This window comes from uncultured Mailhella sp., from assembly GCF_963931295.1.
Classification (GTDB): Bacteria; Desulfobacterota; Desulfovibrionia; order Desulfovibrionales; family Desulfovibrionaceae; genus Mailhella.
Genome location: NZ_OZ007001.1, coordinates 1,681,193 through 1,707,960, shown reverse-complemented (window position 1 = coordinate 1,707,960; position 26,768 = coordinate 1,681,193). Strand labels below are relative to the sequence as shown.

The 26,768-nt window shown below is 60.8% G+C and carries 21 protein-coding genes; 12 read left to right on the top strand and 9 right to left on the bottom strand.

The genetic code is table 11. The features are described 5' to 3' along the window. The first annotated feature begins 98 nt into the window (after positions 1–98). Positions 99–1,421, top strand: a complete 1,323-nt coding sequence (locus tag ABGT79_RS07025; RefSeq protein ID WP_346665601.1) for a chloride channel protein — start codon at positions 99–101, stop codon at positions 1,419–1,421. Positions 1,422–1,844: 423 nt separating this feature from the next. Here the strand turns inward: ABGT79_RS07025 and gyrA are convergent, their stop codons facing one another. The 4 genes from gyrA to ABGT79_RS07005 form a co-directional block, all read right to left on the bottom strand. Beyond that, the gene (gyrA, locus tag ABGT79_RS07020; protein WP_346665600.1) at positions 1,845–4,283 is read right to left on the bottom strand and encodes a DNA gyrase subunit A; all 2,439 of its coding nucleotides are present in this window, start codon (positions 4,281–4,283) and stop codon (positions 1,845–1,847) included. A gap of 74 nt (positions 4,284–4,357) precedes the next feature. Then, a complete protein-coding gene (gyrB, locus tag ABGT79_RS07015; protein ID WP_346665599.1) occupies positions 4,358–6,766 on the bottom strand; it encodes a DNA topoisomerase (ATP-hydrolyzing) subunit B in 2,409 nt (802 codons plus the stop codon). 232 nt (positions 6,767–6,998) lie between these two features. Then, on the bottom strand, positions 6,999–8,165 hold the full coding sequence (dnaN, locus tag ABGT79_RS07010; protein WP_346665598.1) for a DNA polymerase III subunit beta: 1,167 nt from the start codon (positions 8,163–8,165) through the stop codon (positions 6,999–7,001). A 120-nt stretch (positions 8,166–8,285) separates the two neighbouring features. Next, complete coding sequence (locus tag ABGT79_RS07005) at positions 8,286–9,644, bottom strand: helix-turn-helix domain-containing protein (RefSeq protein ID WP_346665597.1); 1,359 nt, start codon at positions 9,642–9,644, stop codon at positions 8,286–8,288. A 242-nt stretch (positions 9,645–9,886) separates the two neighbouring features. On the opposite strand from ABGT79_RS07005, the gene ABGT79_RS07000 reads away from it, so the two are divergent. Next, complete coding sequence (locus tag ABGT79_RS07000) at positions 9,887–11,410, top strand: M23 family metallopeptidase (protein WP_346665596.1); 1,524 nt, start codon at positions 9,887–9,889, stop codon at positions 11,408–11,410. A gap of 106 nt (positions 11,411–11,516) precedes the next feature. After that, a complete protein-coding gene (gene queA, locus ABGT79_RS06995; RefSeq protein WP_346665595.1) occupies positions 11,517–12,614 on the top strand; it encodes a tRNA preQ1(34) S-adenosylmethionine ribosyltransferase-isomerase QueA in 1,098 nt (365 codons plus the stop codon). Between the two features lie 124 nt (positions 12,615–12,738). Here the strand turns inward: queA and ABGT79_RS06990 are convergent, their stop codons facing one another. Then, a complete protein-coding gene (locus tag ABGT79_RS06990; RefSeq protein ID WP_346665594.1) occupies positions 12,739–13,392 on the bottom strand; it encodes a class I SAM-dependent methyltransferase in 654 nt (217 codons plus the stop codon). A 407-nt stretch (positions 13,393–13,799) separates the two neighbouring features. Between ABGT79_RS06990 and ABGT79_RS06985 the strand changes: the two genes are divergently transcribed. The 8 genes from ABGT79_RS06985 (at position 13,800) to ABGT79_RS06950 (ending at position 21,334) form a co-directional block, all read left to right on the top strand. Next, on the top strand, positions 13,800–15,626 hold the full coding sequence (locus ABGT79_RS06985; RefSeq protein WP_346665593.1) for a 3-phosphoshikimate 1-carboxyvinyltransferase: 1,827 nt from the start codon (positions 13,800–13,802) through the stop codon (positions 15,624–15,626). 13 nt (positions 15,627–15,639) lie between these two features. Then, complete coding sequence (locus ABGT79_RS06980) at positions 15,640–15,840, top strand: hypothetical protein (RefSeq protein ID WP_294484469.1); 201 nt, start codon at positions 15,640–15,642, stop codon at positions 15,838–15,840. Positions 15,841–15,949: 109 nt separating this feature from the next. Beyond that, a complete protein-coding gene (locus tag ABGT79_RS06975; protein ID WP_346665592.1) occupies positions 15,950–16,648 on the top strand; it encodes a YkgJ family cysteine cluster protein in 699 nt (232 codons plus the stop codon). Then, positions 16,645–17,625: an ADP-glyceromanno-heptose 6-epimerase gene (gene rfaD, locus ABGT79_RS06970; protein ID WP_346665591.1), complete on the top strand. Its 981-nt coding sequence runs from the start codon at positions 16,645–16,647 to the stop codon at positions 17,623–17,625. The genes ABGT79_RS06975 and rfaD overlap by 4 nt, the downstream gene beginning before the upstream one ends. 172 nt (positions 17,626–17,797) lie before the next feature. Next, positions 17,798–18,589 carry a phosphonate ABC transporter ATP-binding protein gene (locus ABGT79_RS06965; protein WP_346665590.1) on the top strand — a complete coding sequence of 264 codons (792 nt, stop codon included), beginning with the start codon at positions 17,798–17,800 and terminating at the stop codon, positions 18,587–18,589. A gap of 87 nt (positions 18,590–18,676) precedes the next feature. Further along, positions 18,677–19,537: a phosphate/phosphite/phosphonate ABC transporter substrate-binding protein gene (phnD, locus tag ABGT79_RS06960; RefSeq protein WP_346665589.1), complete on the top strand. Its 861-nt coding sequence runs from the start codon at positions 18,677–18,679 to the stop codon at positions 19,535–19,537. Position 19,538: 1 nt separating this feature from the next. Next, a complete protein-coding gene (phnE, locus tag ABGT79_RS06955; RefSeq protein WP_346665588.1) occupies positions 19,539–20,336 on the top strand; it encodes a phosphonate ABC transporter, permease protein PhnE in 798 nt (265 codons plus the stop codon). Beyond that, positions 20,333–21,334: an NAD(P)-dependent oxidoreductase gene (locus ABGT79_RS06950; protein ID WP_346665587.1), complete on the top strand. Its 1,002-nt coding sequence runs from the start codon at positions 20,333–20,335 to the stop codon at positions 21,332–21,334. The genes phnE and ABGT79_RS06950 overlap by 4 nt, the downstream gene beginning before the upstream one ends. A gap of 173 nt (positions 21,335–21,507) precedes the next feature. On the opposite strand, the gene ABGT79_RS06945 is transcribed toward ABGT79_RS06950, so the two are convergent. Both ABGT79_RS06945 and rimO read right to left on the bottom strand, forming a co-directional pair. Continuing rightward, positions 21,508–23,040 carry an META domain-containing protein gene (locus tag ABGT79_RS06945; RefSeq protein ID WP_346665586.1) on the bottom strand — a complete coding sequence of 511 codons (1,533 nt, stop codon included), beginning with the start codon at positions 23,038–23,040 and terminating at the stop codon, positions 21,508–21,510. 13 nt (positions 23,041–23,053) lie between these two features. Continuing rightward, entirely contained in the window at positions 23,054–24,340 is a 1,287-nt protein-coding gene (rimO, locus tag ABGT79_RS06940; protein WP_346665585.1) for a 30S ribosomal protein S12 methylthiotransferase RimO, read from the bottom strand. A gap of 94 nt (positions 24,341–24,434) precedes the next feature. On the opposite strand from rimO, the gene rdgB reads away from it, so the two are divergent. Beyond that, positions 24,435–25,073 carry an RdgB/HAM1 family non-canonical purine NTP pyrophosphatase gene (gene rdgB / locus ABGT79_RS06935; protein WP_346665584.1) on the top strand — a complete coding sequence of 213 codons (639 nt, stop codon included), beginning with the start codon at positions 24,435–24,437 and terminating at the stop codon, positions 25,071–25,073. Positions 25,074–25,210: 137 nt separating this feature from the next. Here rdgB and ABGT79_RS06930 read toward each other — a convergent pair whose 3' ends face one another. Both ABGT79_RS06930 and thiL read right to left on the bottom strand, forming a co-directional pair. Then, on the bottom strand, positions 25,211–25,651 hold the full coding sequence (locus ABGT79_RS06930) for a methylglyoxal synthase (RefSeq protein WP_294484457.1): 441 nt from the start codon (positions 25,649–25,651) through the stop codon (positions 25,211–25,213). Between the two features lie 108 nt (positions 25,652–25,759). Then, complete coding sequence (gene thiL / locus ABGT79_RS06925; RefSeq protein WP_346665583.1) at positions 25,760–26,767, bottom strand: thiamine-phosphate kinase; 1,008 nt, start codon at positions 26,765–26,767, stop codon at positions 25,760–25,762. Position 26,768: the final 1 nt, after the last annotated feature.

Sequence of the window (26,768 nt, the reverse complement as noted above, 5' to 3'; positions counted from 1 at the left end):
TGCGCCTCTCCGTTCACGGTCGTCGGCGCAGCCTTGCCTTTGCCGTCGCTCCGCATCACCTTTCCCCGGGAAGCCTACGTGCCTCACAGGAATCATTCATGAATCAACATCGCCGCAAATACTGGATTCTGCGCGCCAACCACGTTCTGCTCGCTCTGGAAGGCGTCGTCATCGGCCTCGGCTGCGCCTGCGTCATCTGCAGTTTCCGCCTGGCCCGCGACCATGCCGCGCCCGTTCTCTCCTCCTGGCTTGCAGGGTGGAAGGAACACTGGTGGATCGCGCCGCTCTGGCTGCTCGTCCTTGTTGCCGCCGCCCGTTTTCTCGGCTGGCTGGTCAAAACCACGCCGCTCATTTCCGGCAGCGGCATTCCGCAGACGGAACTCATCGTCCGGGGCAGACTCCACGTCTCGCGCCGTGACTGGCTGCGCGTGCTTCCGGCAAAATTCGTCGGATGCCTCGTTTCCACGGTGGGCGGACTCTCCCTCGGTCGCGAAGGGCCCTGCATCCAGATGGGAGCGGCTACCGCAGCCCTTCTTGCCGGACTCTGGGAACGCATCTCCTTTGCCGGGCACATTCACATCGCCGCCGGAGCCGCCGCAGGCATGACCGCCGCCTTCGGCTCTCCCATTGCCGGCGTCCTCTTCGTGTTCGAGGAAATGAAAAGCCGCTTCACCTGGGGCGGACTCCTCGCCGTGGGCTTTGCCGCCGCCACGGCCGCACTCGCCACGCGCTGTCTTTTCGGATTCGGACTCATCTTTCCCTTCCGGGACATCCGCGCTCTGCCGCTTTCCCTCCTCTGGACGGCTCCCCTCATGGGCGTCCTCATGGGCGCGGCGGGCGTGCTCTACAACAAAGCTCTGCTCGGAACCAAAAACGCCGAAGCCCTGCACACGCCCCTTTCCCAGAACTGGCGCATCCTGCCGCCCATGCTGGCCGCCTTCGTGCTGGCCTTCGCCTGCCCCGCCGTGCTCGGCGGCGGCGAAGACCTCGCCGGAAGCCTGATACGCTTTGCCGCCGACCCCGCCTCCGTCCTGCCCGCGCTGCTCATCCTCGCCGCTCTCAAAATCGCCTTCTCCCTGTTCAGTTACACCGGCAACGTGCCCGGCGGCATACTCATGCCCATGCTCTGCATAGGCGCGCTGCTCGGAGCCCTCTGCGGACAGCTTCTCGCCGCCTCCGGCCTCATCCCCCCGGAAAGCTGGAACTCCTTCCTCATCTACGGCATGGTCGGCTTCTTCGTCTCCATGGTGCGCGTCCCCCTCACCGGCACCGCCCTCGTCATGGAAATGTCCGGCGCCCTCTCCTGCCTCCCCGGCGCCATCATCGTGGCATTCATCGCCTCATGGACAGCCAACGCCCTCCGCTGCCCCCCGGTCTACGACTCTCTGAGAGCTGCCATCGTTGTTTCAAGGAAGAAATAGGAGAGTTATGGGTTATGCGGGGGAAGGGGGAAACCCTTTTGAAAAAGGGCTTTCCCCCTTCCCCCGCACCCCCATCCCCCTTCCTAAAACTTTTAATTTCGGGGTATTGTTGAGGGCGGGAAGAAAAGGCGGAAGAGTCTGCACGAACGTTGCCGCGCAAAGGTACGGGCATGTCGAGCAAAGCTTTTCCATCCTGCCCGCAGATATGTTGCCGAGGCAGCCTCAAAAATGTTCCTTTTCTTTGCCTCCTTCCAAACAGCACATCGACAAAAAGCCCCGACTCTCAAAAAGAGTCGGGGCTTTTTCTTTTTTTCGGCGACCGAGCCGCCGCATAATTAAAAAGTCTTGGAAGGATGGGAGGGGCGCGGGGAGGGAAGGGAAGCTTTCTTCAGAAAGTTCCCTTCCCTCCCCGCACAATCTCTCCTATTCTTCCGCATTCTCTCCGTTGTCGGACACGGTGTCGAAGCCGGCGACGCTGGCGCCTTCGTCGAGTTTGACGAGGCGGACGCCCATAGTGGCGCGGCCGACGGAGCGGACTTCGTCCACGCCGAGGCGGATGATCTTGTTGGTGGAGGTGAGCAGGATGAGGGAGTCCGAATCGGACACGGGCATGGCGCCGATGACTTCGCCGGTCTTGGGGGAGACCTTGAAGTTGATGAGGCCTATGCCGCCGCGGCTCTGCATGCGGTAGAGGTCTATCTTGGTGCGTTTGCCGTAGCCGAGGGCAGAGACCGTCATGATCATGGTGGAGTTGTCGCCGTCCTTCACAGTGACGCAGGCCACCACGGAGTCGCCACGGCGCAGACCTATGCCTTTCACGCCGGAAGCGCTGCGGCCCATGGGGCGAACATCGGGCATGGCGAAGCGGATGGCCATGCCGTGGGCGGTGGCGAGCACCACGTGATCGGAATCCGTGACTTCGCGCACGGCGATGAGTTCATCGCCTTCCTTGAGGCCGAGGGCTATCATTCCGCTCTTGCGGCAGCGGGCGTACAGGGAAGCGCTGGAGCGCTTGACCATGCCCTGCTTGGTGGTGAACAAAAAGTAGCTCTGCTCGGAGAATTCACGCACGGTAAGGGCGTTGGCCACCCACTCGTCCTTTTCCAGCGGCAGAAGGTTGGCGATGTGCATGCCCTTGGCGGTGCGGCTGCCTTCCGGAACCTGATGCACCTTGAGCTGATGCATGCGGCCCTTGTTGGTGAAGAGCAGCAGATACTGATGATTGGTGGTGGTGAGGAATTCCTGCACGAAGTCGTCTTCGGAGGTGTGCAGGCCGGCAATGCCCTTGCCGCCTCTCTTCTGCTGCTGATAATTGGCGAGCGTGGTGCGCTTGATGTAGCCGCGCCGCGACAGGGTGATGACCACGTCCTCGTCGGGAATGAGGTCTTCGATGTCGATGCCGGAAAGCTCGTCCATGACCACTTCGGTGCGGCGGGGCGTGGAGTAGGTGTTCTTGATGTACAGCGTTTCGTCGCGCAGCACCCCGCGGAGCACTTCGGGATCCTCAAGGATGGAGGTCAGGTAGGCGATGAGCTTCTGCAGTTCGCGGAATTCTTCGAGCAGCTTGTCGCGTTCGAGGCCGGTGAGGCGCTGCAGGCGCATGTCGAGAATGCTCTGCGCCTGAATTTCCGTGAATCCGAAGCGGTTCACCAGGCCGGACTTGGCTTCCTGCGGGGTTTCCGAACCGCGGATGAGCGACACGATTTCATCGATGATGTCGAGCGCCTTGAGCAGACCTTCCACGATGTGGGCGCGGGCCTGCGCCTTTTCCAGATCGAAGCGGGTGCGGCGAATGACCACCTCGCGGCGATGATCGAGGAAGCAGGTGAGGGCCGTGCGCAGATTGAGCTGCTGGGGCTTGTTGTCCACCACGGCGAGCATGTTGATGCCGAAGGAGGTTTCCAGCGGCGTGTACTTGTAGAGCGCGTTGATGACGAGCTCCGGAATGGTGCCCCGGCGCAGATCGAGAATGATGCGTATGCCCTTCTTGTCGGACAGGTCGCGCAGGTCGGTCACGCCGTCGAGCTTGCGGTCGTTCACGAGGGCCGCAATCTTGGTGACGAGCACGGACTTGTTGAGCGCGTAGGGAATTTCGCGGATAACCACGGACTGCTGTCCTTTCTTGCGTTCCTCAACTTCCACGCGGCCGCGCACCTTCACCACGCCGCGGCCGGTGCGGTAGGCGTCGAGAAGCCCCTGACCGGCATACACGAAGCCGGCCGTGGGGAAATCCGGGCCGTGAACGAAATCGATGAGGTCGTCCACGGTGCAGTCGGGTTCGTCGATGAGGCGCAGGAGCGCGTCGCACAGTTCCCCGAGGTTGTGGGGAGGAATGTTGGTGGCCATGCCCACGGCAATGCCCGAAGAACCGTTGAGCAGCAGGTTCGGCACCTTGGTGGGGAGCACTTCGGGCTCCTGTTCCGAACCGTCGTAGTTCGGACGGAAATCCACGGTCTTCTTCTCGATGTCGTCCAGAAATTCGGAAGCAAGGCGGGACATGCGCACTTCGGTGTATCGCATGGCGGCGGCGGAGTCGCCGTCGATGGAGCCGAAGTTGCCCTGACCGTCTTCCAGGGGATCGCGCATGTTGAAGTCCTGCGCCATGCGCACGAGGGCGTCGTACACGGCGGAGTCGCCGTGAGGATGATACTTGCCTATGACGTCGCCGACGACGCGGGCGCTTTTCTTGGTGGGCCGGTTGTAGGTGTTGGCCATCTGCGACTGCGCAAAGAGAATGCGGCGATGCACGGGCTTGAGGCCGTCGCGCGCGTCGGGAATGGCGCGGCCTATGATGACGCTGAGAGAGTAGGCCAGATAGGACTGGCGCAGCTCTTTTTCTATATCGACTTTAAATTCTGCCACGGTAGGAATCCTTTGGGCGATGGTTGGAAAACGCCCCGGGAAGAGGACCCCTTCGCGGGAAGGGGCCCGGATTGTCAGATATCGAGATCTTCCATGGAAAGCGCGTTGCGGATGATGAAGTCGCGGCGCAGATCGGCGCGGTCGCCCATGAGTTCCTCAATGGTGTCGGACGCGGCCTGGGCGTCTTCAATGCTGACCTGCAGAAGCGCTCTCTTTTCGGGGTTCATGGTGGTCATTTCCAGCTGTTCGGGATTCATTTCGCCGAGACCTTTGTAGCGCTGGATGTTGAAGCCCTTGCGCGCCTCGGCGTAGGCGGATTCGCGCAGTTCAAAGTAGTCCTTGACCTCGCGGCTGGATTCGGAGCTCGAAAGCGTCACGGGGAAGGCTCCGCAGGCCTTTTCAAGCTTCGTCCAGACCTGGCGGGCGTGCCGGTACATGCGCGAGTGGAAGAATTCCACGGCAAGGCGCGTGCGATGGCCGCTTCGGTTCTCAAACACCAGGAAGGAACGTTCGTCGTCTTCGAGCTGTTCCACTTCCAGCTTCGCCGCATAGCCCTGTTCTTCCATCCAGGCGCGGAAGTTTTCGGGCAGACCGTTTTCGGCCATGGCGGGCTTGAGTTCCTCGCTGAAGCGGAGGAATGAGAGAAAAAGCTCGCGCGAAATGGCGGAATTTTCCGCTTCGGTCATGGACTTTTCAAGGTCGTCGATGTCCTTGAGCAGACCGATGAGCTCGCTCCCCCGGTAGGTTCTGCCGTCGGCGGTGGTCACGGACACGCCGTCGGCCAGGCGCTGGAGCAGAAATTCGTCGAGCTCGTTGTCGTCCTTCAGGAACTTGATGGTGTTGCTGCCCTTCTTGATGCCGTAGAGCGGAGGCTGGGCGATGTAGATGTGCCCTTCCTCGATGAGCTTGGGATAGTAGCGGAAGAAGAAGGTGAGCATGAGCGTGCAGATGTGCGCGCCGTCCACGTCGGCGTCGGTCATGATGATGATCTTGTGATAGCGCAGCTTGGAATAGTCCATGTTGTCGCCGATGCCCACGCCCATGGCCGTGATCATGTTCTTGATTTCTTCGCTGGCGAGCATGCGGTCGAAGCGGGCGCGCTCCACGTTCAGGATCTTGCCGCGCAGCGGCAGAATGGCCTGCGTCATGGGGTTGCGGCCCTGCTTGGCGGAACCGCCTGCGGAATCGCCTTCCACGATGAACACTTCGCATTCCGAAGGATCCTTGCTCTGGCAGTCGGCGAGCTTGCCGGGCAGGGAATTGTCGGAAAGCGCGCCCTTGCGGCGCACGAGTTCACGGGCGCGACGCGCGGCTTCGCGGGCGCGGGAGGCTTCGGTGGCCTTTTCGATGATGACGCGGATGTCCTTGGGATGCTCCTGGAAATACACGTCGAGCGCGTTGTACACCACGCCGTTCACGATGCCCACCACTTCGCTGTTGCCGAGCTTGGTCTTGGTCTGACCTTCAAACTGCGGCTGGGGGAGCTTCACGCTGATGATGGCCGTCAGGCCTTCGCGCACGTCGTCGCCGGAAAGGCTGTCGCCCTTGAGCTTCTTCTGAAGGTCGGGCTGACTCTTCACGTAGTTGTTGATGGCGCGGGTGAGCGCGGTCTTGAAGCCGGCCAGATGCGTGCCGCCCTCGTGCGTGCGGATGTTGTTCGCAAACGTGAGCGTCTTTTCGTTGAAGCCGGAATTGTATTGCAGGGCGAAGTCCACCGTCACGTTGTCCTGCACGCCTTCGCCGCTGATGATGGGATGCAGGCCGGTCTCGTTGCTGTTCAGATCCTTCACGAACTGCTCAAGGCCGCCTTCGGCGTGATAGGTGTGGGTTTCGTTGGTGCGCTCGTCGTTGCAGATGATGGTCAGGCCCTTGTTGAGATAGGCCAGTTCCTCGAAGCGCTTCTTCAGGATGTCGAAGGAATAGACGGTGGTCTCGAAAATTTCTTCGTCGGGCAGAAAATGCACGGTGGTGCCGTGCCCCTCGGCGTCGCCCAGGGGCTCCACCTTGGTGACGGGCACGCCGCGCTCGTAGCGCTGACGCCAGCGCTTGCCGTCGCGGCGGACGATGACTTCCAGCCAGCTCGACAGCGCGTTCACGCAGGAGACGCCCACGCCGTGCAGACCGCCGGACACCTTGTAGGCGTTGTTGTCGAACTTGCCGCCCGCGTGCAGCTTGGTCATGACCACCTGAACGGCGGGAATGCGCAGCTTGGGATGAATGTCCACGGGAATGCCGCGGCCGTTGTCGCGCACGGTGACGCTGTTGTCCACGTGCAGGATGACCTCTATCTTGTTGCAGTAGCCGGCCATGGCTTCGTCGATGGAGTTGTCCACCACTTCGTACACGAGGTGATGAAGACCACGGCTGTCCGTGCTGCCTATATACATGGCCGGGCGCTTGCGGACCGCGGCCAGACCTTCCAGAACCGTGATGGCGGACGCGTCGTAAGAGTTCTTGCCGGACCGGAGATTTTCCTGGGTCATGTGATTTCCTGAATGATATTGGTTGGCCCCTTCGAGGCGGGGCGTCGTAGAGTTTTTCAGTATATACGAAAACGATGAAAACTTCAAACCCCTGTGCAGGGGATGGGCGCGAGCCCCAAATCGGCGCAGACAGGCTGCTGAGGGCTCTAAAGCGGACGGTCGGCCCGAAAGTTCCCGTTGCGGGGAACGGAGCGGACCGACCGGAGCGCATGTTTACCTTTGGGAAACCCGACTATTCCTCTTCCGTATAATAGGAGGATTCGGCAATCTTCATGGGCATGAGAATGACGGTGTATTCCGCGTCTTCGGAACCGGTGATGCCGCAGGGGCCTTCGGCTCCGGTGAACACGTAGTGCAGGCTTGCGGACTGGAAGTGTCCGAGAATGTCCATGAGGCTGCGCGTGGGGAAGGCGATGAGTTCCAGATCGCCCTTGAAGGTTCCTTCCAGATGTTCGGTGGCGGAACCGGTTTCCTGCCCCTGAGCGGAAAGTTCCACTTCCTGCGGGGAGAAGCGGAAATAGGTGCAGCGGTCGCTGTCGTTGTTGAAGATGAGCAGACGGTCAAGGGCGTTCAGCGTTTCGCGACGATCCACGTCGAGCTGCGAGGTGTTGTCGCCGTCGAGTCTGGCAAGGAAGCTCAGATGATCGGGATAGCTGAAGTTGGCGCTGCGGGGAATGCTCAGCGTTTCGCTGCCGGAACCGGTGCGGATGTGGAAACGGCGTTCGCTGATGTTCAGCATGACTTCGTCGCTGCCGAGCCACTTGCGCAGTTCGTTGACGTATTTCTTCTGGATGAGCAGGCCGTTTTCAGGAAGCAGATTCGCAAGCGCGTCGTTGATGAAGCGCACCATGGCGAACTGATGACCGTTCAGGCCGCACACGTCCACCTTTCCGGCGTCTCCGGCCTTGAGGTACAGACAGGCCAGGCCTTCGGCGCTGTCGTCGTCGCTGATGCAGAAGGCCACCCTGTCGATGATGTCCTGGAAGAAGTCGCCGGACCAGAGCACAGCGCCTTCTTCGGGGAAGGGAGGCAGAGGCTGGAACCATACCGGATCCACGGTGGGCAGCTTGTAGGAACGGCGTCCCTGCTCCACGGAAAGAATGTGCGATTCCTCGTCAAGACGAAGGCTGATGTCGCCTCCGGGCAGACGACGCAGAAGTTCCACGAAGGCGCGGCCGTTCACGCCCGCCGTTCCTTCTTCCTTGATCTCCGCAGGATACGTGCCGGTGAACTCGATGTTCACATCCGTGGACATGATGGTGAGCCGGTCTCCTTCGGGAGTCTTCACGGCCTGAAGCCAGATCGAACGCAGATACGCGGCTCCCGCCTTGCTGGGAATGATGGACGCCGCCTTCTGCAGGCCTTCAATGATTTGTTCCTTTTTTACGGTTAAATACATGTCTTTTCCTTGTAGTAGAAGGTTTAATGTCGTCAGTTTGTTCCTATCTCAATCAACATTTTTGATTTTATTGAATTTTATAGGAACAAAAACAGGAACCGCGAGGAAGAGAACGCACATTCAGAGCCTCTGCGGGGCCTCTGAAACGCTGTTTGCGCACTGTTTCGTCAGCTTTGTGATCAGCATGTGCACATCTTTGTTCGTAACTTTGAGTTTTTCAATCTTTTTCACAGCATACATGATAGTGCTGTGATCCTTGCCGCCGAAGATGAGTCCCAGCGAGGGATAGGATTCGCCGAGCAGGCTGCGGCAGAGGTACATGGCTATCTGCCGAGGCTGGGAAAGTTCCTTGTTTCTTGTGTTTTCGCGCAGTTGCGCCGAGGTGCAGCCGTAGTTCGAGGCCACGGCCGCGAGTATGGAATCCACGTCTGCGGGCGCGGCCGGAGCGAAATGTTCGAGAATGCGTTCCAGCTCTCCGGAAGAGGGCATTCTGCCGTCCTGTTCGTAACGCATGCGTACATGTTCCAAAATGCCCTGAATGTGGCGCAGCCGCAGGCAGCGCCGCGCGAGCAGGAAGGCCGTGGGCCGGTGTTCGGGGAGCTTGGAGCGTTCCATGAACATTTGTGCAAAACGCATGCGCACGTCGAGATCCGGTTCGGAAAGATGCAGGGCGAGATGGGAACAGAGGCGGTCGTGCAGCTCCGGCATGAGGGAACATTCCTGCGACATGGTGCCCAGAAAGAAGACGCGTTCGTTCAGGCTGTCCAGCAGGGCGGAGAGTTCTCTCTGCGCGGAGGACGAGCTTTCGAGAAACTGCAGATCGTCGATGACCACGGCGTCGAGACCGTGCGCGAGCCTCAGAAGAAAATCCGGGCATCGGCGGGCGCGGGCGAGCAGCTCGCTGCCGGAAAGAAAGACGGCCCGCCCGTGGAATCGTTCGTTCAGAAATTGGAAGGCGGCGCAGGCCAGGTGACTTTTGCCCGTGCCGGAAGCGCCGCGCAGGAGCATGGTGCGGGGAGCCTGCCGCAGGGCGGCGCGAAAGAGGCGCAGGGCGTCGCGGTTGCGGCCGCTGACGAGAAAGTCGTCGAAGCCGGCGGAGGGCAGGGGAGAGGTCGAGGCGGGGCCGGCGAGGGGAGAATGGGCGGCGGGAGATCCCTGCGGCCATTCGTATCGCAGGGCCGTGCGGCTGCCGAGCAGACTGCGCGCGGCCTTTTCCAGATCCGCGCGTCCGCGCTTGTCGTACCAGCGGAAAAAAAGCTCGTGGGGCATGGACACGGTGAGCACTTTGTTCTCGCCGTCTTCCAGACTGAAACCGAGAGGGGAGAACCAGTCCGGCGTGCCGCCGCCCAGACGACGGCGAAGCAGGCTTCGCACCAGTGCGCCGTCGGCAGGAGAAACCCCGGAAAGAGCGGGGGAGCCTTCTCCTGCGGAATCTTCAATCCCGTCGGCGGCCCGGGGAAAGCTGGAAAGAACTTTCATGCGTGTTTCGGACGGATGTTTTGCTTTGAGAAAAGATGATGATTGATATGTGCAACTGTCTGACATTTCAGATGCCTGCATATCATGTCGCCCGCGGTCGGCCAAAGGCGCGCAGACTGCCGGGCATAAAAATTTTTACCAGAAAACGCTTGCATAAACAAGCAGTTTCTTGCTTATATATCCGTGGAGCGTTAAGCTCCTTTTCTTTTCTCTGCACTGAAAAATACGAAGCGTCCGACGTTATGATAAAAAAATATCAAATATTCCGCACGCTGTCTGCGCGCGTGCTTTGTTGTGTCCTTATCGGATCGGCCGTGGCCGCCGGCGCATGGCTGTTTTCCCGGGAGCGCGAAATTCCGGGCTATCTGATGTCCGTCAACGGCGCGGAGCTGCTGCCGCAGGCCGTGAAGCCGCATGATTTTTCCCTCGGCGCGGACGTGCCGGCGCTGGACGAGACGCGTCTTGCCACTCTGGGCAGCGGTCTTTCCTGGATGCGGGATTTCTGGAGCGAGGGCGGACTGTCTTCCGGCGAGGACGCCGAAGCCGCGCCGCGTTACGACGATTCTCTCAGCGCCTTCCTTTCTTCAAGGGGGGACATGTGCATTCCGAACTATTCCGAAGCCGTGCCGTGGGAGGAGGATTCCCGCTACATGGTGGAGGATTCCGGCTGCGGCACGCAGATGTTCCGCAGCGCCGTGCGCAGCGGCGACAACGCGGGGTCTCTCTTTCTCCGCTGGCTGGACAACAATGAGACCGACCAGGCCGTGAAGGCGGCATCGTCGGTGTATTCGCTCACAAAGATCATGCCCGGCCATCTGTTCAGCGTGGAGCGCGACAAGGAAAGCGGACAGGTCAGCCGCTTTTTCTACGACATCGACGAAGAGAGTCGTCTGGTGATCGAGAGGGCCGAGAACGGATTTTCGGCCCGCGTGGACGTGTTTGAATTCGACACGAAGCTCGTCAAGGTGAGCGGGGTCATCCGGTCCTCGCTGTTCGAGGCCATGGCCGACGCCGGGGAATCCGCCAATCTTGCCGTGCGTCTGGCCGACGTGTTCAGCCATCAGATCAACTTCGTGAACGAGGTGCAGGAAGGCGACACCTTCGAGCTTGTGGTGGAAAAGAAGTATCTCGGCGACGACTTCCGCCGTTACGGCGACATTGTGGCGGCCCGCTTCGTCAACGACGGGGAGACCTTTGAGGCGTTCCGCTTTGTGGACGAAAAAGGCCGCGCCCGCTACTACGCCGCGGACGGCAGCTCCCTGGAAACCGAATTTCTCAAGGCGCCTCTTAATTTCACCCGCGTGAGCTCCGGCTACACTATGCACCGCCGTCATCCCATCTTCGGCAAGGTCCGCCCGCATCAGGGCGTGGACTACGCCGCGCCCCGCGGCACGCCCGTGAAGGCGCTCGGCGCGGGCAAGGTGACGTTCAAGGGCTGGAAGGGCGGCTACGGCAACACGCTCGTCATCCGTCACAGCGGCGGCATCGAAACGCAGTACGCCCATCTTTCGCGCTTCGCCTCGTCGCTCAAGGTGGGGCAGAAGGTCGATCAGGGCGAAGTGGTGGCCTTTGTGGGCGCCACGGGCACGGCCACCGGCCCCCATCTGGATTTTCGCGTCATGAAGAACGGAAAGTTCGTGCATCCCGACAGTCTTTCCGGAGCGCGTTCCGAACCGGTGTCCAGGGCAAGCCGCAAAAGCTTCCTCCAGACCGTGGCGAGCGCCCGCTCACTGCTTGACAGCAACGCCGCCGTGGCGGAAAAGTAATCCGATTTTTTGCTTGTATCGAAGGCTGGCGCCGTCTCCCCAAAGCGGGGCGCGCCAGCCTTTCCGTCCCCATATTTTTGAAGGCCCGCAAGGGCATGGAACAACAATGAACGAATCCGACTTTCAGCTGTCGAGCTACAACTATGATCTTCCCGAGGAGCGCATAGCCCAGTATCCTCCCGAAAAGCGCGGTGCGTCGCGCCTCATGGTGCTGGATCGGGCGAGCGGAAAAAACATTCATTCCACGTTTTCTCATCTGGGCGATTTTCTTCCCGAGGGCGCGCTGCTTGTGGCCAACAATTCCTGCGTGGTGCCCGCGCGTCTGTTCGGGCATCGTCCCACGGGCGGCAAGGTGGAACTTCTGCTGCTCACGCCGCCTCCGCTGCTCAAGGCCTGCGCCTCGCTTGGAGCCGACGGCTGGAATCACGCGCAGGCCGAGGTGCTCTTGCGCCCCTCCCGCAGCATTCACGTGGGCGACCGCCTCGTGTTCGGCGACGACATCGCCGTCGAAGTGCTCAGGAAAAAGGAATTCGGTCAGCACGACGTGACGCTGTTCTGGAAGGGCGATCTTGTGGAATGCATGCGGCGCATAGGCAAGCTGCCGCTGCCGCCGTACATCAAGCGCGAGCAGAGCAGCGAGGACATGGCCCGCTATCAGACCGTGTACGCCGATAGAGAAAAGTCCGGCAGTGTGGCCGCGCCCACGGCGGGACTTCACTTCACCGACGCTCTTCGCGAAGAGCTGCGTCAGCGCGGATTCGGCTGGGCGGAAGTGACGCTGCACGTGGGCTACGGCACGTTCAGCCCCGTGCGCGAGCAGGACATCCGCGAGCATCCCATGCACAGCGAGTATGTGGAAGTGTCGCCGGAAACGGCGGCAGTCATCCGCGAGGCGAAAGCTTCCGGGCGTCCCGTGGTGGCCGTGGGCACCACGTCGTGCCGCACCATGGAAGGCTGCGCCGCGCAGAACGGCGGCGTCATTCCCGAAGGCGGCTGGCACGGCTGGACCAATATCTTCATTTATCCGGGCTTCCGCTTTCAGGTGGTGGATCATCTCATCACCAATTTCCACCTGCCCGAATCGTCGCTCATCATGCTGGTGGCCGCGCTCTGCGGCAGAGAGCGCATTCTTTCCGCCTATGCCGAGGCCGTGAAGGAAAAGTACCGCTTCTTCTCCTACGGCGACGCCATGTTCGTTCGCTGACGCCGCTCCGAACATCGCGCCTGGAGGCTTCTAAGCGAGAGCGATGTTCGGCCTGATCTGAAAAAAAGACTCTCCGCATGCGTGCGGAGAGTCTTTTGCGTTCTTGAAACAGGGCGGGGTTTCGTTACTTCGCGATTTCCCAGATGGTGACGGGCACGGGCACTTCCTGTTCGGTGAGCGGCGAAACGGGAAGGGAGCAGATGCGCTTGAAACGCAGATGATGCGCAGGCAGCGCGTCGAGAAGATGATGGAACACGTCCCGGCCGGGTTCGGATATCCATGCGCGGCCGCCGCTCTTCAGCATGGCGGAAAGAAAAGCGCAAATGGGATCGGCGAAGTCCTTTTCATACATGACGTCTCCGGCCCAGATGCGGTCGAAGCTCTCGGGCGGGAAGGTCGGTTCCCTCCAGTCCATGACCTCGAAGCGCACGCCTTCGATCTGATTGAGCACGGCGTTGATCCTGGCGTATTCCAGCGCCTGCGGCTCATAGTCCATGCCGGTGACGTTCGCGCCGAGCCAGCGTCCGAGCAGCGCCGTAAATCCCAGGCCGCAGCCCATGTCGAGGCAGTTTTTGCCGCGTATGTCGTCCTGCATTTCCGCGAGCCATCCGGCAAGCGCCAGGGAAGAAGGCCATATTTCATTCCAGTAGGGCAGGTGGGCTTCTTCGCCTTCCTGCTGGTCCATGGCGGCCCAGAGCTTGTCCATGTCGGCGCGGCGGATGTGCCATATCCTGCCGCAGGACTGGAATAACCGGTCAAAGGGCGTGAACTGTTCCATAGCGTTCCTTGTATTTGTGTGTTGTTTGTGAGCGTTGAACGTCTGCGCCGGCGCGGCGTCCTCTTCGGCAAGGGATCCGGCGTGAGGAGGGCGCATGTTCTGCCGCGTGGCCCGTGGGCGCATTTTTTTGCAGCGGCGCGGGGCGTTTCGCCGGTTGCCGCGGCTTTTGCGCGGAGGGAAGGAGCATAATCCTTTGTCCTTCCGTCGTGAAGGGGCCCGGGAGGGCCCCGGCAAAAGACTTGCCCGCCGGATGCAATAAGGGTATCATGCCTGTTCACCATGACTTTTCGCGTAGGAAAAGTCGGTTTACGGGGTGAACATCCGGGGCGTCGGCTTCGCTTTCTGCCCCTTTTGAAACGACGTGCGCGCCTGCCGACGCGCCACGCACAGAGCAAAGCAGGTTTGACATGGATAATAGGGGCGAGGATAGAAAGGATTTCGCCAGGCGTTCCTTCAGAAAAAATGACGGCGAACGCGGCGAAGGCCGGCGTCAGGAACATTCGGAAAATTTCCGCCCGCGTCGATTTGAACGCGGCGACGACGAGCGCCGCGAAGGGCGCAGAGACTTCAAGAAGGACGGCTACCGCATGCGCTCGGACCGCGGCGTGTCCCGCGGCCGTGAACTCGGCGCGCTCATGGATCTGGACAACGACATTCTGCATCTTGTGATGCGCCGCGCCCAGATGCTCGCCCGCCTGCGCCGCGGCGGACGCCTCGCTCCCGAGACGGAAAAGACCCTGCGCACCGCGTGGGAAAGCAAGGCCGCGCGTCTTGCCCGCGACAATCGTCTCTCCCGCGATCTTTTCGTGCTGCTCCAGACCATCGAGCCCCTGACCCGCATGGAAGAGGAACAGGGCTTCTACAATCTCGCTCCCAACGGCGAGGCCGTGGACATTCAGATTCCCGCGCCTTCCGACACCGTGGCCGCCCGCTGCTGGCTGGCCGTGGCCGCCGCCGCCGGACAGGTGACCCGCGTTTCCCGCGTGCCGCTGACCGACGCCGTGGTGAGCGGCGTGAAGGCGCTCAATCAGATAGGCGGTCAGCTCTGGTGGGAAGAGAACGGCGACGTGCAGAGCCGCGGCGGCAACGGCCTTGCCCGCAACATGGACAAGGTGGTTCACATCGGCGACGACGCCTTCAACCTCTGGCTTGTCGTGGCGCTTTGCCTGGGCATGCCCGCGCGTCTCAAGCTCACCGGCGACAGCTCCCTGCGCTTCCTCGATCTTGCGCCGCTGCGCCACTTCCTGCCGCAGCTCGGCGTGCGTCTGACCAACGTCATTCCCTCGCAGGACGGTCTGCCCGTGCGCATGGAGTGCTCCGGTCTCATTCCCCGTCAGATCCGTCTGGCCGACGATCTGCCCGAAGACTTCGTGGCCGCGCTCGTGCTGGCGTCCGCGTTCTGGGACACGAGCTGCCGCCTGACGCTTCCCGAACATGAACCCCGTCTGCTGCCGCTGGTGCTGGACGTGCTTTCCGGCTGCGGCATGAAGGTGGAAAAGAACGGCCGCGACATTCTTGTGGAGCGCGGCGATCTTTCCGTTCCCGCCGAGCCCGTGGTGCCCATGGACGCTTCCGTGGCTTCCGTGGTGCTCATGTTCCCCGGCTTCAACGGCGGTCGCGCCGTGCTCGAAGGCGTGTGGGGCAAGAGCGAGGCCGCTTCGCTCGTGGAAAAGATTCTGCGCGGCGCGGGCCTCAACGTGAAGTACGGCGCGAACAGGGTGGAATGCTCCGGCAAGGAGCGCGAAACCTCCGCTCCCGCGCCCGAGGTGATGCGCGACGTTTTGGAACGCTGCCCCGAACTGCTGCCGCTTTGCGTCGTCATCATGGCGGCCGCGGCGCACGAAGGCGCGAAGGTCTCCCTGCCCGAGCTTTCCGAAGAGAATCGTCATCTTGTCACGGCCTTCCTTTCCCGCTGCGGCGTGGAGGAGAAGGACGGCGTTCTCGTTCCGGTGGAAGAAACCGTGCCCGGCTCGTGGGTGGCTCCTTCCGCGCAGTGGGCCATGGCCTATGCTCTGGGCGCGTTCCTGAAGCCCAATCTGCACCTGTCCAATCCCGGCGTGATGACCGGTCTTTTCCCGGCCTTCTGGAACATGTACAACACCCTTCCTCATCCTGAACTGAAACGCAAAGTCGAGCAGGAGCCTGAAGATGCCAAACCCGCGCGCAGAAGAGTCATCGCCCATGGAGTCTATGGAGAGCTTCCTCCGGAAACCGCTTCCGGAGACGATTTCTGAGCTTGAGGAGCAGATGGCCGTCATCGGCGCGGTGCAGAAGGAGTGCGACAGAAAAATCCGGGAGCTCATGGCTGCCGAGGACATAGCCAACGGCATTGTGTTCCCGCAGGAAATACACGAACTTCACCAGCAGAAAAACATGCTGGAAACGCACATGCAGTATCGCCGGGTGCGCATCAACCGGCTCAGGCTGTACAAGGGACTAGCGAGATAGTCCGGGCAGGGAGCGCGCGTTTCGAAAGGCGTCTTGCTTTCGGAAGGGGAAGACATTCCCGCGGCGCTCCTTGCCGCATTCACCACGGAAACGCTCCAGTGAGGATATCATGAGCGAACAACATCAGTGCCGTCAGTGCGGAACCTGCTGCCGCAAGGGCGGACCGGCGCTTCACAAGGAGGACGCCCCGCTTCTGACGGACGGCGTGCTTCAGCTTCAGGATCTCTGCACGTTTCGCGCAGGCGAACTCGTGCGGGACAATTCCAACGATCATGTGGTTCCTCTGCCCGAGGAAATAGTCAAGATTGCCGCTCCCTACGGCTCCCGTCCCGACGTCTGGACCTGCCGCTTCCTCATGGAAGACAACCGCTGCTTCATTCACGACAGGAATCCCGCGGAATGCCGGGCCCTGTTCTGCGACGATCCGACGGCGCTTTTGTCCATGCAGGGCGAGGACAGGCTGGACCGCAAGTCCATTCTGGAACTGCTTCACGCGCCGCAGTGGCTCATGGATTCCGTGGAAGCGCATGAGGCCCGCTGCAACTATGCGGCGCTCATCGAGCTGGCCTCTCATCTGGAAAAGCAGGAGGCGGCCCGTCGCGCGCTCGTGGAAGTGGTGGAATACGACAGGGCGTTCCGCGATCTCATGATGGAAAAGGGCAAGGTGCGGAAGGAAATGCTGGACTTTCTGTTCGGGCGTCCGCTTCTGCACACCGTCATCATGTTCGGCATAGACGCCAGACGCAATGCCGACGGCAGCATTACCCTCGTGCAGACCACGAAGGCAACCTTGAAGGGGCACGAATGATCATCGTCACCGGCGGCGCCGGCCTCATCGGCGCAAACATGATATGGGAACTGAACCGCCACGGCGTGGACGACATTCTCGTGGTGGACAACCTTGCTTCCACGGAAAAGTGGAAGAACCTCTCCCACCTGCGCTACAGCAACTACATGCATCGCGACAGATTTCTGGAACAGCTGCGTTCCGGGAAGAAGCTCGAAGGCGTGGACTGCGTGATCCACATGGGCGCGTGCTCCTCCACCACCGAGCGCAACGCTGATTTTCTCATGGAGAACAACTTCCACTACACGGTGGAACTGTGCCTCGCCGCCCTTGAGGCGGGAGCGCGCTTCATCACTGCGAGCAGCGCCGCCACCTACGGCGACGGCGAACTCGGCTTTTCCGATTCGCTCGACATCATGCCGAAGCTGCGTCCGCTGAACATGTACGGCTATTCGAAGAAGCTCTTCGATTTGTGGTGCATGGAGCACAAGCTGCTCGGCGAAGTGGTGAACCTCAAGTTCTTCAACGTGTACGGCCCCGACGAATACCACAAGGGCAGCATGATGAGCATGGTGTGCCGCGCGGTGCCGCAGGTGAAGGAAACCGGTAAGATCCGTCTGTTCCGTTCGGACAATCCGCAGTACGGCGACGGCGAGTCCGTGCGCGACTTCGTGTATTCCAAGGACTGCGCGGCCCTCATGCGCTGGTTCATGGAAACGCCTTCCTGCAACGGCATATTCAACGTGGGCACGGGCCGCGCCCGCAGCTGGAACGATCTGGCGAAGGCCGTGTTTGCCGCCATGGATCGCCCGGTGGACATCGAATACTTCGACATGCCCGAACACCTCAAGGGCAAGTACCAGTATTTCACCGAAGCGGACATGGGCTGGCTTGAACGCGAGCACTGCCCGGTGAAGTTCCATTCGCTGGAAGAAGGCGTGGACGACTACGTGCGCAACTATCTTCTGAAGGATGACCCGTATCTCTGCTCGCTGTAGAGAGACGCGTCTCCTCTCTTGCTGAATCAGGGCCCGTTCCGACTTTCAGAACGGGCTTTTTGTTGCTGCGGCTGTAAAAAAGCCGCTTCTTTGATAATGAAAATTTTAATTCCGGGAAACATTGGAGCAATATTTCAGGCATATTTATCATCCTGATAATTCAGGAGGTTGTATGCTTCAGGCCTTGAATATTGCCAAAAGGTACGGTCGGACGACGGCGCTTGCGCCCACGACGATACATCTGGATCCCGGCACCTTCACCGTTCTTCTCGGGCCTTCCGGTGCGGGCAAGTCCACGCTGCTGCGCAGTCTGGCGCTGCTCAGTCCGGTATCGGAAGGCAGCATCAGCGTTCGCGGAATAGGCGTTGTCGATTCTGCCGGAAAACTGCGTGAGCTGCACCGGAAAACCGGATTCATCTTTCAGCAGCATCAGCTCATTTTGAGGCAGACGGCCCTGAGAAACACGCTCAACGGCCGCATCGGTTTTCATTCTCTGTTTCATGGTCTGCTTCCGGCGTCTTCCGAGGATCTGGAGAATGCGTATGCCTGTCTTGCCCGTGTGGGAATGGAAGGCTTTGCACTGACGGCTGCGGGCAATCTTTCCGGCGGGCAGCAGCAGCGCGTCGGCATCGCCAGGGCGCTCATGCAGCAGCCGGAAATCATGCTTGCCGATGAACCGGTCGCCAGCCTGGATCCTCAGCGGGCCTACGAAGTCATAGAGCTTCTCCACGGAATCTGTCGGGAAAGGGGCATCTGTTCGGTCGTGAGTCTGCATCAGGTGGAGCTGGCACGACGTTTCGCCGACAGAATCATTGCCCTGAACGGCGGATGCGTGGTGTTCGACGGCAGTGCCGCCGAACTGGACGACGGGGTGCTGAACAGACTCTACGCAACGTCTTCCGCGGAAACATCCGTTCTGCCTCCTGTCGCCGAGCCTTCGCTGAAGCCGGCCCTGGCCGCATAGTTACCGGATACGGGTCGTACCGTTCTTCGTATCGGATCGGAGAGCGGAGTCCTGAGTATGTATTTTCATTTTCAGAGAGGAATTTTTATGAAGATCCGCAACATCGTTCTGGCGCTTCTGGGCGTGTTCACTATGCAGACCGCTGCCTTTGCGGCCGGAGACGGAAACCCTCAGACGCTTCGCGTGGCGCTTCTGCCCGATGAAAGCCCCAGCGTGGTGATAAAGAATAATGAGAATCTGAAGAACTATCTTCAGGAAAAGCTGGGCAGAAAGGTGGAGCTCGTGGTGACCACCGACTACTCCTCCATGATTGAGGCCATGCGGCACGATCGTCTGGACCTCGCCTACTTCGGACCGCTTTCCTATGTCATGGCCAAGTCGAAGTGCGATATAGAACCCTTTGCCGCCATGCAGAAGAAGGGCAAGGCCACATATCGTTCGGTCGTCATCGCCAATGCGGCCAGCGGTATTGAAAAGGTGGCGGACATCAAGGGGCACGACATGGCGTTTGGCGATGTCGCCTCCACGTCTTCTCACCTCATTCCCAAATCCATGCTTCTGAATGAGGGGCTCAAAAGCGGCGAGGATTACAAGGAACATTTCGTGGGCAGCCACGACGCCGTGGCCATGAACGTGCAGAACGGCAACGCACAGGCCGGCGGCATGTCGGAGCCCATTTTCCAGACCATGATGGAAAAGGGACTGCTGAAGGCGGACAAGGTGAGAATCATCGCCACGTCGCAGGAATTTCCCGAATATCCCTGGACCATGCGCGCAGGTCTGAATCCCGAGCTCAAGAAGGCCGTCAGACAGGCTTTTCTCGATATGAAGGATCCTGCGGTTCTCAAGCCTTTCAAGGCGGACGGATTCACGGCCATCGACGATGCCGCCTATAATCCCGTGCGCGAGCTGGCCACGATTCTCAATCTCAATCTGGCGCAGATGTAACATGGCGGCAACTCTGGAAGACGTCCGGCGCACCGTAAGCGGCGGCTATCGCAGATCCTGCCTGAAGCTCGTCGCGCTGGGGCTGATGGTTCTTGTCTGTTCGTGGCATACCGGCCTGCTTGATCTGCAGCGCATGGTGGAGGGTGGGCCTGCGCTCTGCCAGCTGCTGGGAGAAATGTTTCCTCCTGATTTTTCCAATATGCGCAAGTGGGGAAAGCCGGTGGTCGATACGCTGTGCATGAGTGTTGCCGGTACGTTCATAGCGCTGGTTCTTTCTTTGCCTGTGGGGCTTCTGGCCGCCGGAAATGTGGCTCCGAACAGGGCCGTATATCGTCTGGCAAGGGGGATTCTCAATATTCTCCGTTCGGTACCCGAGCTTATCATGGGCATCGTTTTCGTCGCGGCGGTGGGTTTCGGCGCGCTTCCCGGCGCGCTGGCGCTGGGGCTGCATTCCGTCGGCATGGTGGGCAAGTTTTTTGCGGAGGCCATTGAACACTGTGATCCCAAGCCTGTGGAAGCCATTCGGGCCGTCGGCGCAACAAGGGCGCAGACCGTTCTTTACGGCATTCTGCCGCAGGTCATGCCGCAGCTTGTGGATACGCTTGTGTACAGGTGGGAATACAATTTCCGGGCATCCACCGTCATGGGCATGGTGGGTGCCGGAGGCATAGGCTTCGAGCTTATGGCTTCGCTGCGCATCATGCAGTACCGGGAAGTTTCGGCCATTCTTCTGGTCATTCTCGTCATGGTGACGCTGGTGGATGGCCTCGGTTCAAGAATACGGAGAAAGGTTTCATGAACGGAAAACCCCGTTGTCTGGTCACGTGTCGCATTCATGCCGAGGTTGAGGAGTATCTTGGAAGGTACTGCGAGCTTGACCTGAACCGGAGCGACGAGAGCCTTTCGCATGAAGAGTTCTGCCGGCGCGCGGCCGATGTCGATGCGGCCATGACCTTCATGCCCGACAAGGTGGATGAACAACTTCTTGCCGGGGCTGCCCGTCTGAAGGTCATAGGGGCGGCTTTGAAGGGCTATGACAATTATGACGTTGAAGCCGCCACCCGTCATGGAGTTTGGCTGACGTACGTCCCCGACCTTCTTACCGAACCTACCGCGGAACTGACCATTGCACTTATGCTCGGACTGAGCCGGAACGTGAAGGCCGGTGACAGGCGTGTCCGCAGTGAGTTTCAGGGCTGGCGTCCCGTGCTGTTCGGTACGGGCGTATCGGGTTCCGTGGTGGGCATCATAGGTCTGGGGCGTCTGGGACAGGCCGTGGCCCGGAGACTTCAGGTATGGAATGCCAGGCTGCTCGGCTTTGACGTTTCGGAAAAGGCGCTGGCTGCTGCCCGCGCGTTCGGGGTGGAGGACTGTGCACTGCACGAGCTTCTGGAGCGGTCGGACGTTGTTCTTGTGCTGACGCCGCTGAGTGTTCAGACCCGGAGTCTGCTGAATGCCGGACGCATAGCGCTCATGAAAAAGGGCGCGTTTCTGGTGAATACCGGGCGAGGATCATGCGTAGATGAGCCCGCCGTGGCAGAAGCTCTGGAGCGGGGACATCTTGCGGGGTATGCCGCCGATGTTTTCTCATTCGAGGACTGGGCTCTCGAAGGGCGTCCCGAAAGCATTTATCCTCCGTTGCTTTCTCCGGCGCTGAATACTCTTTTTACGCCTCATCTCGGCTCTGCCGTGGACAAGGTGAGAGCAGCCATTGAAATGACGGCGGCAAGGAACATTGTGGATGTGCTTGAAGGTCGCGTGCCAGCCAATCCTGTAAACCGTGTCGGCGAAAGATAACGTTTCCGCTCTGTGATGCGTCCCCGCCTCGAACGGATTTGAGCGGAGCGGAAACGAGCTCGGACCGCTTTCGGATGGAGTGAATAATTCTGTAAGCGTCCTTGCTGAAATATACGAAAAAGCCGGAGAAGCGATGATGCTGTTCTCCGGCTTTTTTATGTAGTTTTAGAGCGTTACATGTCCACGGCTTCAAACACAGCAACGATGCTCTTTTTGGAGCGCAGCTCCAGCATGGAGCCGTTGATGTTCCACTCGTCGGCCTTGGAGAACATGGTGTGCATGGCGCGGGCCTGTTCTTCGCCCTGCGGGCACATGCGCAGGGTGGAGCCGCCGTCGGAAAAGCTGATGGCTTCATCCTTGCGCTTCCAGTTCATGAAGAAGTTGTTGCAGCCGTCGGAGCCGGAAGCCTGACCGTTGTCGCGCAGAATAAGATGGGGTTCCGGCTGCTCGGGAAAGAGTTCCACGGGCGCGCCGTTGAGCTCGCGCAGACGCCAGTAGGTCTGCTCGAGCGGCGCGGAGGCGTAGTTTTCCGTGGAGCAGACGCCGCCCTTCTGCACGAGAAAGACGTTGGAGGCTTCCAGGTGACCGTCCTGAATGCGGCCTTCCAGCACCACGGAGGAATTGCCGTTGGACTGCAGAATGTGGCTGAGCTGATCGTATCCCCGCCCGGACGGCTGAATGGGAATGTCCCGCTGGGAATTGCATTCGGAAAATACGGGCTTGCCGTTCTGTTTCCTGAGCTCTCCTTCGATGAGAAAGCCCTTGGAGGGCCAGGGAATGTCGGCTTTTTTGAGTTCCACGGGCTGCGCGGAAAGGCCGTGGAGCAGCAGATTGCCGCCGGCTTCGCGCGTGGCGGTCACGGGCTTGAGAGCGCCGCGCGTGATTTCGATGGTGCGGTTTCTGTCTTTTTCCATCCATGTGCCCATGTACTGATTGCGGTCGCCGTCCTGAGTGAGCAGGGCCAGACCGTCGTCTTCAAGGTAGAGATGGACGGAAATGTTTTTCCCGCCGCTTTTCAGCGAACCCTGATAGCTTGCGGGCGTCTTGAGCTCGGGAAGCTGATGTTCGCCGGGCATGGTGCGATAGACAAGCACGTTCGGCCTGCCGGGAATGGAAACGACTTCGTCGGTCTGCGTGGCGAAGAGCGTTTCGCCGCTGTGCATGACGGCGGCGGCAAGACGCGCCTCGTTCGGCATGGTCTGTTCGAGATAGTACACGCGGAAGGGAATGCTTCCGCTGCCGGACGAGGGCATGGTGGACGCGGCCACGGGAATGGGGGAGTGCAGCGGATAGAGCTGCACTCTGACCACGACTTCCGGCGGCAGGGCCATGCGTTCGCGGTAGAACAGCGTGCCTTCCAGCCTGCCTACCTTGGCCCGGCTTTTTTTCCACACCACGGCGGCGCCGTCGGCGTCGGTGAATTCCAGTCTGCTCGAGCCGGACTTGGCAAGCACGAGCTTCTGCGTGCGCACTTTGTCGCCGGGGGTGTCCATGGTGGCGAGCGAGAGCACGCCGTTTTCCAGATTCCAGCTCACGCCGGAAATGGCGGTCTGATCGGGCAGGCCGAGCGCGCCGTCTTCGTCCAGAAAATAGATCCGCCCTTCGTCATCCACCCATGCGCCGCTGATGTCTCCCGGAGTGCCCGAAGTGGCGACGCAGGAAATGAGAAGAAGCGAGCAGAAAAAAAAGAGCAGTGTTTTATGCATGCGGTTCCTCAGTTCAGGCCAGGGCCACGAGGTCGTACTCCCTGGTCTCTACGATGTCGGCTTCCACCAGGGCGCCGTTTTCCACGCCCGGGCCGCTCACGTAGGTCAGACCGTCCACGTCGGGGGCCTGGAACCAGGTGCGGCCGGTGTGAAGACCGGGCCATTCTTCGGAACTTTCATCGACCAGCACTTCCATGCGCTGTCCGGCGTAACCGGCGAGAATCTCCTCGCTGATGCCGCGCTGAAGTTCCATGAGTTCGTCCTTTCTGGCTTCCTTGACGGAGTCGTCGATCTGATCGGGCATGGCTGCCGCGGCCGTGCCTTCTTCAGGCTGAAAGGCGAACACGCCCATATGGTGAAAGCGGTTCTTTTCCACAAAATCCATGAGAGTGCGGAAATGTTCGTCGGTTTCTCCCGGAAAGCCCACCATCATGGTCGTGCGCAGGGCGGCTTCGGGGAAAAATTCGCGTATGCGGTCCACCGCCTCCTGCGGATTGCCGGAGAAGGGGCGGCCCATGCGGCTGAGAATGTCCGGGTGAGCATGCTGCAGAGGCATGTCGAAATACGGCACGAACGGCTTGCCCGCCTCCTTGAGAAAGCGCAGCAGGTCGCGGGTGAGTCCGCCCGGATACAGATAGAGCAGGCGCAGGCGTTCCAGTCCGTCGAGCGCAAGGAGCTTTTCCAGAAGAATGCGCGGATCTCTGCCGAAGTCCGTGCCGTAGGCGGTCACGTCCTGCGCCACGACAATGAGTTCCTTCACGCCGTCGGCGACGAGGGCGGAGGCTTCCGTCACCAGCTTGTCGACCGGTTCGGAAGCGTACTTGCCGCGGATGGACGGAATGGCGCAGAACGAACAGTTGTGACGGCAGCCCTCGCCGATTTTCAGCCAGGCGTAGGAAGGGCCGGTGCTGAGCAGGCGTCCGGCCGAGGCGTGCTCCAGATGAAGCGCGCGCATGATCTGATCGGCCCAGGAGTCGATGTCGTCGGTGTGGAGCCAGAGATCGACTTCCGGCAGCTCGGACTTGAGATCGGCGATGCCGTAGCGCCCGGGCAGGCAGCCAGCCACGGCCAGGAACGGCTTTTTGTTTTTCGGCAGCTCGCTGAGATCTTCGATCATCTGAAGGACGGTCTGCACGGATTCCTGCACGGCCGGCGCGATGAAGGCGCAGGTGTTGATGAACACGAGGTCGGCCTGTTCAGGCTCGTCCACGGTGAGAACGGGGCCCAGCGAGCCCAGCAGACGTTCGGTGTCCACGCGGGTTTTGGGGCAGCCAAGACTTTGGGAATAGATACGGAGCATTACTCTACCTTCGAGCAGGCCTGGACTTGTCAACAGGACTGGCCTGAGATATCCCTTTCTGCCATGAAAACAGCCTTTCGGCAAGGAGACTCCCATGACGCTGCTTGAGACGCTCATTCTCGCCACCCGCAATCAGGGCAAGGTGAGGGAACTGCGCGAACCCCTGGCCCGTTTCGGATTCGACGTGAAAAGTCTGCCCGACGATTTTCCCGAAATTCCGGAAACGGGAACCACGTTTGAAGAAAACGCCCTCATCAAGGCCCGGGCCGTGGCCGAAGCGCTCGGCGTGCCCGCGGTGGCCGACGATTCCGGCATTGAGGTGGACGCGCTCGGCGGCGCGCCCGGGGTGTATTCCGCAAGGTACAGCCTCGACTGGCCGGAGCGGGAAGGCGAAAGCACGGACGATCGCAACAACCGCAAGCTCCTTGCCGAGCTGGAAGGCGTGAGCGCGGAAAAGCGCACCGCGCGTTTCCGCTGCTGCATGGCCCTGGTGTACCCTTCCTCGTGGGAGAACAGACCGGAAGACATCGTGGTGAGCGGCGCGTGGGAAGGAAGCATTGCGGACGCGCCGTCTGGAAGCAACGGCTTCGGCTACGATCCGCTTTTTCTCGATCCGGCAAGCGGCCGCACGGGCGCGGAACTTTCCCGCGAGGAAAAGATGGCGCGCAGCCACCGGGGCAAGGCGCTGGCCCGTCTTCTGGAAGAGCTGGAAAAGCGCGGGAACCTTCGCTGACGCTTTGTCGCTTCCATGATTTTTTGAGTGCTGAAAGGCCCTGTTTCTTCTTGCGGAAACAGGGCCTTTTCTGCGGCAGGAGCGCGCAGAAGTGCAGATTCTGCGTTCAGGCCGCGTCCGTCACAGAGGGTTGCGGATTACTTGTTTTTCAGCGGAAAATGAATGTGGGGCGTGTAGGTGTAGCTCTGGCTGAAGAGCGGCGAGGTGATGATGAAGTTCGCGGTGGCGCGGTTGTTGGCGATGGGAATGTCGTAAACCTGGGCGATGCGCAGCAGGGCCTTGACGTCGGGGTCGTGAGGCTGGGCGGTGAGCGGATCGGAGAAGAAGATGATGATGTCGATGTGGCCTTCGGCCACCTTGGCGCCTATCTGCTGATCGCCGCCGAGCGGGCCGCTGAGGTAGGGCGTGACGGGCAGACCCGTTTTTTCATTGATGAGGTGCGCCGTGGTGCCGGTGCCGCAGAGAAAGTGACGGGCCAGAATCTGACTGTGTTCCGCGCACCATTCGATGAGGCTTTCCTTCATGTTGTCGTGGGCGATGAGAGCGATGTGCTTGGTGGCGCTCATGGTTCTTTCCATGGTGTTCCTCACTTTTGCAGGCCGGTGCGTCCGGCGGCATGGGTTATGTTTCTGACGGCGTCATGGTAGGCGGTCAGTGTGAAGCCTGTATGAAGAAACAACGCTTCTTCATGCGGCAAAATGGTCGAATCCCGCAGAGGCCGGAGTCCGGCCGTTGAGCGTGATGCCGCCTCGGCGCACCCGTCCGAGCGCGAGCGCGGGCGCGTTCAGTTCGCGCGCAAGTTCCGGCCACAGCGCTTCGGGGCAGGTGCCTGCAAGGGCGTAGTCCTCGCCGCCTTCAAAGGCGAATTCCGGGGCGCTGACGCCCGTATCTGAGGCAAAGCGCAGAAGCTCTTCCGGCAGAATGTCTTCCGCCAGCGCGATGTCCGCGCCGAGCCCGGAGCGGCGGCTTGCCAGAAGGCGGGGCAGATCGCGCGCGAGCCCGTCGGAAACGTCCATGAGTCCGATGCGGTTTCCGGCGTCATGGCGCAGGGCGAATCTGGCGACGGCTTCGCCTTCCCGGGCCAGCGGCTTCGGACGCAGATGCCTTGCGCAGACTTCGGGCCAGTCGCACTTCACTTCTTCCGCCTCTTCGGGCGAGGAGGCTCGCTCAAGCAGCGAGAGGCCGAGCCTTGCCAGCCCCACGGAGCCCACAAGAAACACCACGTCGCCTTCTTCGGCCGCGCCGCGGCGAAGCCCCTGCGGCAGCGCTTCGGGAAGTTCTCCCCAGGCTGTGACGCACACGTTGACAAGCGAGGAGCGGGCCAGATCGCCGCCGGAAAGCGCCAGGGAAAAATCGTCGCACACGGTCTTCACGCCCCGGCAGAAGTCGGTCAGCCAGGCTTCGTCTTCGCGTCCCGTGAGGGTGAGCCCCATGGAAATGCCCACCGGCCTTGCGCCGCTTGCGCCCACGTCGCTCACGTTGACGGCCACGGACTTGAAGCCGATGTCGAAGGGAGTGAAGTAGCGGCGGCGGAAGTGCGCGTCTTCGGCGAACACGTCGGTGGTCAGGGCAAGCGGGACGCCCGGGCGGAGAACGGCGCAGTCGTCGCCGCGGCCGAGCAGAAGCGCCGGATGATCTTCGGGGAAAAAGCGGTCGATGAGACCGAGAATGTCGTCTTCGCTGGCCATGCGCATG

Coding starts and splice junctions, on each gene's coding strand:
- ABGT79_RS06930 (WP_294484457.1), bottom strand. CDS start 25,651: ATGGAAAGAACCATGAGCGCCACCAAGCACATCGCTCTCATCGCCCAC.
- ABGT79_RS07000 (WP_346665596.1), top strand. CDS start 9,887: ATGATAAAAAAATATCAAATATTCCGCACGCTGTCTGCGCGCGTGCTT.
- ABGT79_RS07005 (WP_346665597.1), bottom strand. CDS start 9,644: ATGAAAGTTCTTTCCAGCTTTCCCCGGGCCGCCGACGGGATTGAAGAT.
- ABGT79_RS06950 (WP_346665587.1), top strand. CDS start 20,333: ATGAACGGAAAACCCCGTTGTCTGGTCACGTGTCGCATTCATGCCGAG.
- rdgB (WP_346665584.1), top strand. CDS start 24,435: ATGACGCTGCTTGAGACGCTCATTCTCGCCACCCGCAATCAGGGCAAG.
- ABGT79_RS06975 (WP_346665592.1), top strand. CDS start 15,950: ATGAGCGAACAACATCAGTGCCGTCAGTGCGGAACCTGCTGCCGCAAG.
- gyrB (WP_346665599.1), bottom strand. CDS start 6,766: ATGACCCAGGAAAATCTCCGGTCCGGCAAGAACTCTTACGACGCGTCC.
- dnaN (WP_346665598.1), bottom strand. CDS start 8,165: ATGTATTTAACCGTAAAAAAGGAACAAATCATTGAAGGCCTGCAGAAG.
- ABGT79_RS06945 (WP_346665586.1), bottom strand. CDS start 23,040: ATGCATAAAACACTGCTCTTTTTTTTCTGCTCGCTTCTTCTCATTTCC.
- ABGT79_RS06980 (WP_294484469.1), top strand. CDS start 15,640: ATGGCCGTCATCGGCGCGGTGCAGAAGGAGTGCGACAGAAAAATCCGG.
- queA (WP_346665595.1), top strand. CDS start 11,517: ATGAACGAATCCGACTTTCAGCTGTCGAGCTACAACTATGATCTTCCC.
- thiL (WP_346665583.1), bottom strand. CDS start 26,767: ATGCGCATGGCCAGCGAAGACGACATTCTCGGTCTCATCGACCGCTTT.
- ABGT79_RS06985 (WP_346665593.1), top strand. CDS start 13,800: ATGGATAATAGGGGCGAGGATAGAAAGGATTTCGCCAGGCGTTCCTTC.
- phnE (WP_346665588.1), top strand. CDS start 19,539: ATGGCGGCAACTCTGGAAGACGTCCGGCGCACCGTAAGCGGCGGCTAT.
- phnD (WP_346665589.1), top strand. CDS start 18,677: ATGAAGATCCGCAACATCGTTCTGGCGCTTCTGGGCGTGTTCACTATG.
- ABGT79_RS07025 (WP_346665601.1), top strand. CDS start 99: ATGAATCAACATCGCCGCAAATACTGGATTCTGCGCGCCAACCACGTT.
- ABGT79_RS06965 (WP_346665590.1), top strand. CDS start 17,798: ATGCTTCAGGCCTTGAATATTGCCAAAAGGTACGGTCGGACGACGGCG.
- rfaD (WP_346665591.1), top strand. CDS start 16,645: ATGATCATCGTCACCGGCGGCGCCGGCCTCATCGGCGCAAACATGATA.
- rimO (WP_346665585.1), bottom strand. CDS start 24,340: ATGCTCCGTATCTATTCCCAAAGTCTTGGCTGCCCCAAAACCCGCGTG.
- ABGT79_RS06990 (WP_346665594.1), bottom strand. CDS start 13,392: ATGGAACAGTTCACGCCCTTTGACCGGTTATTCCAGTCCTGCGGCAGG.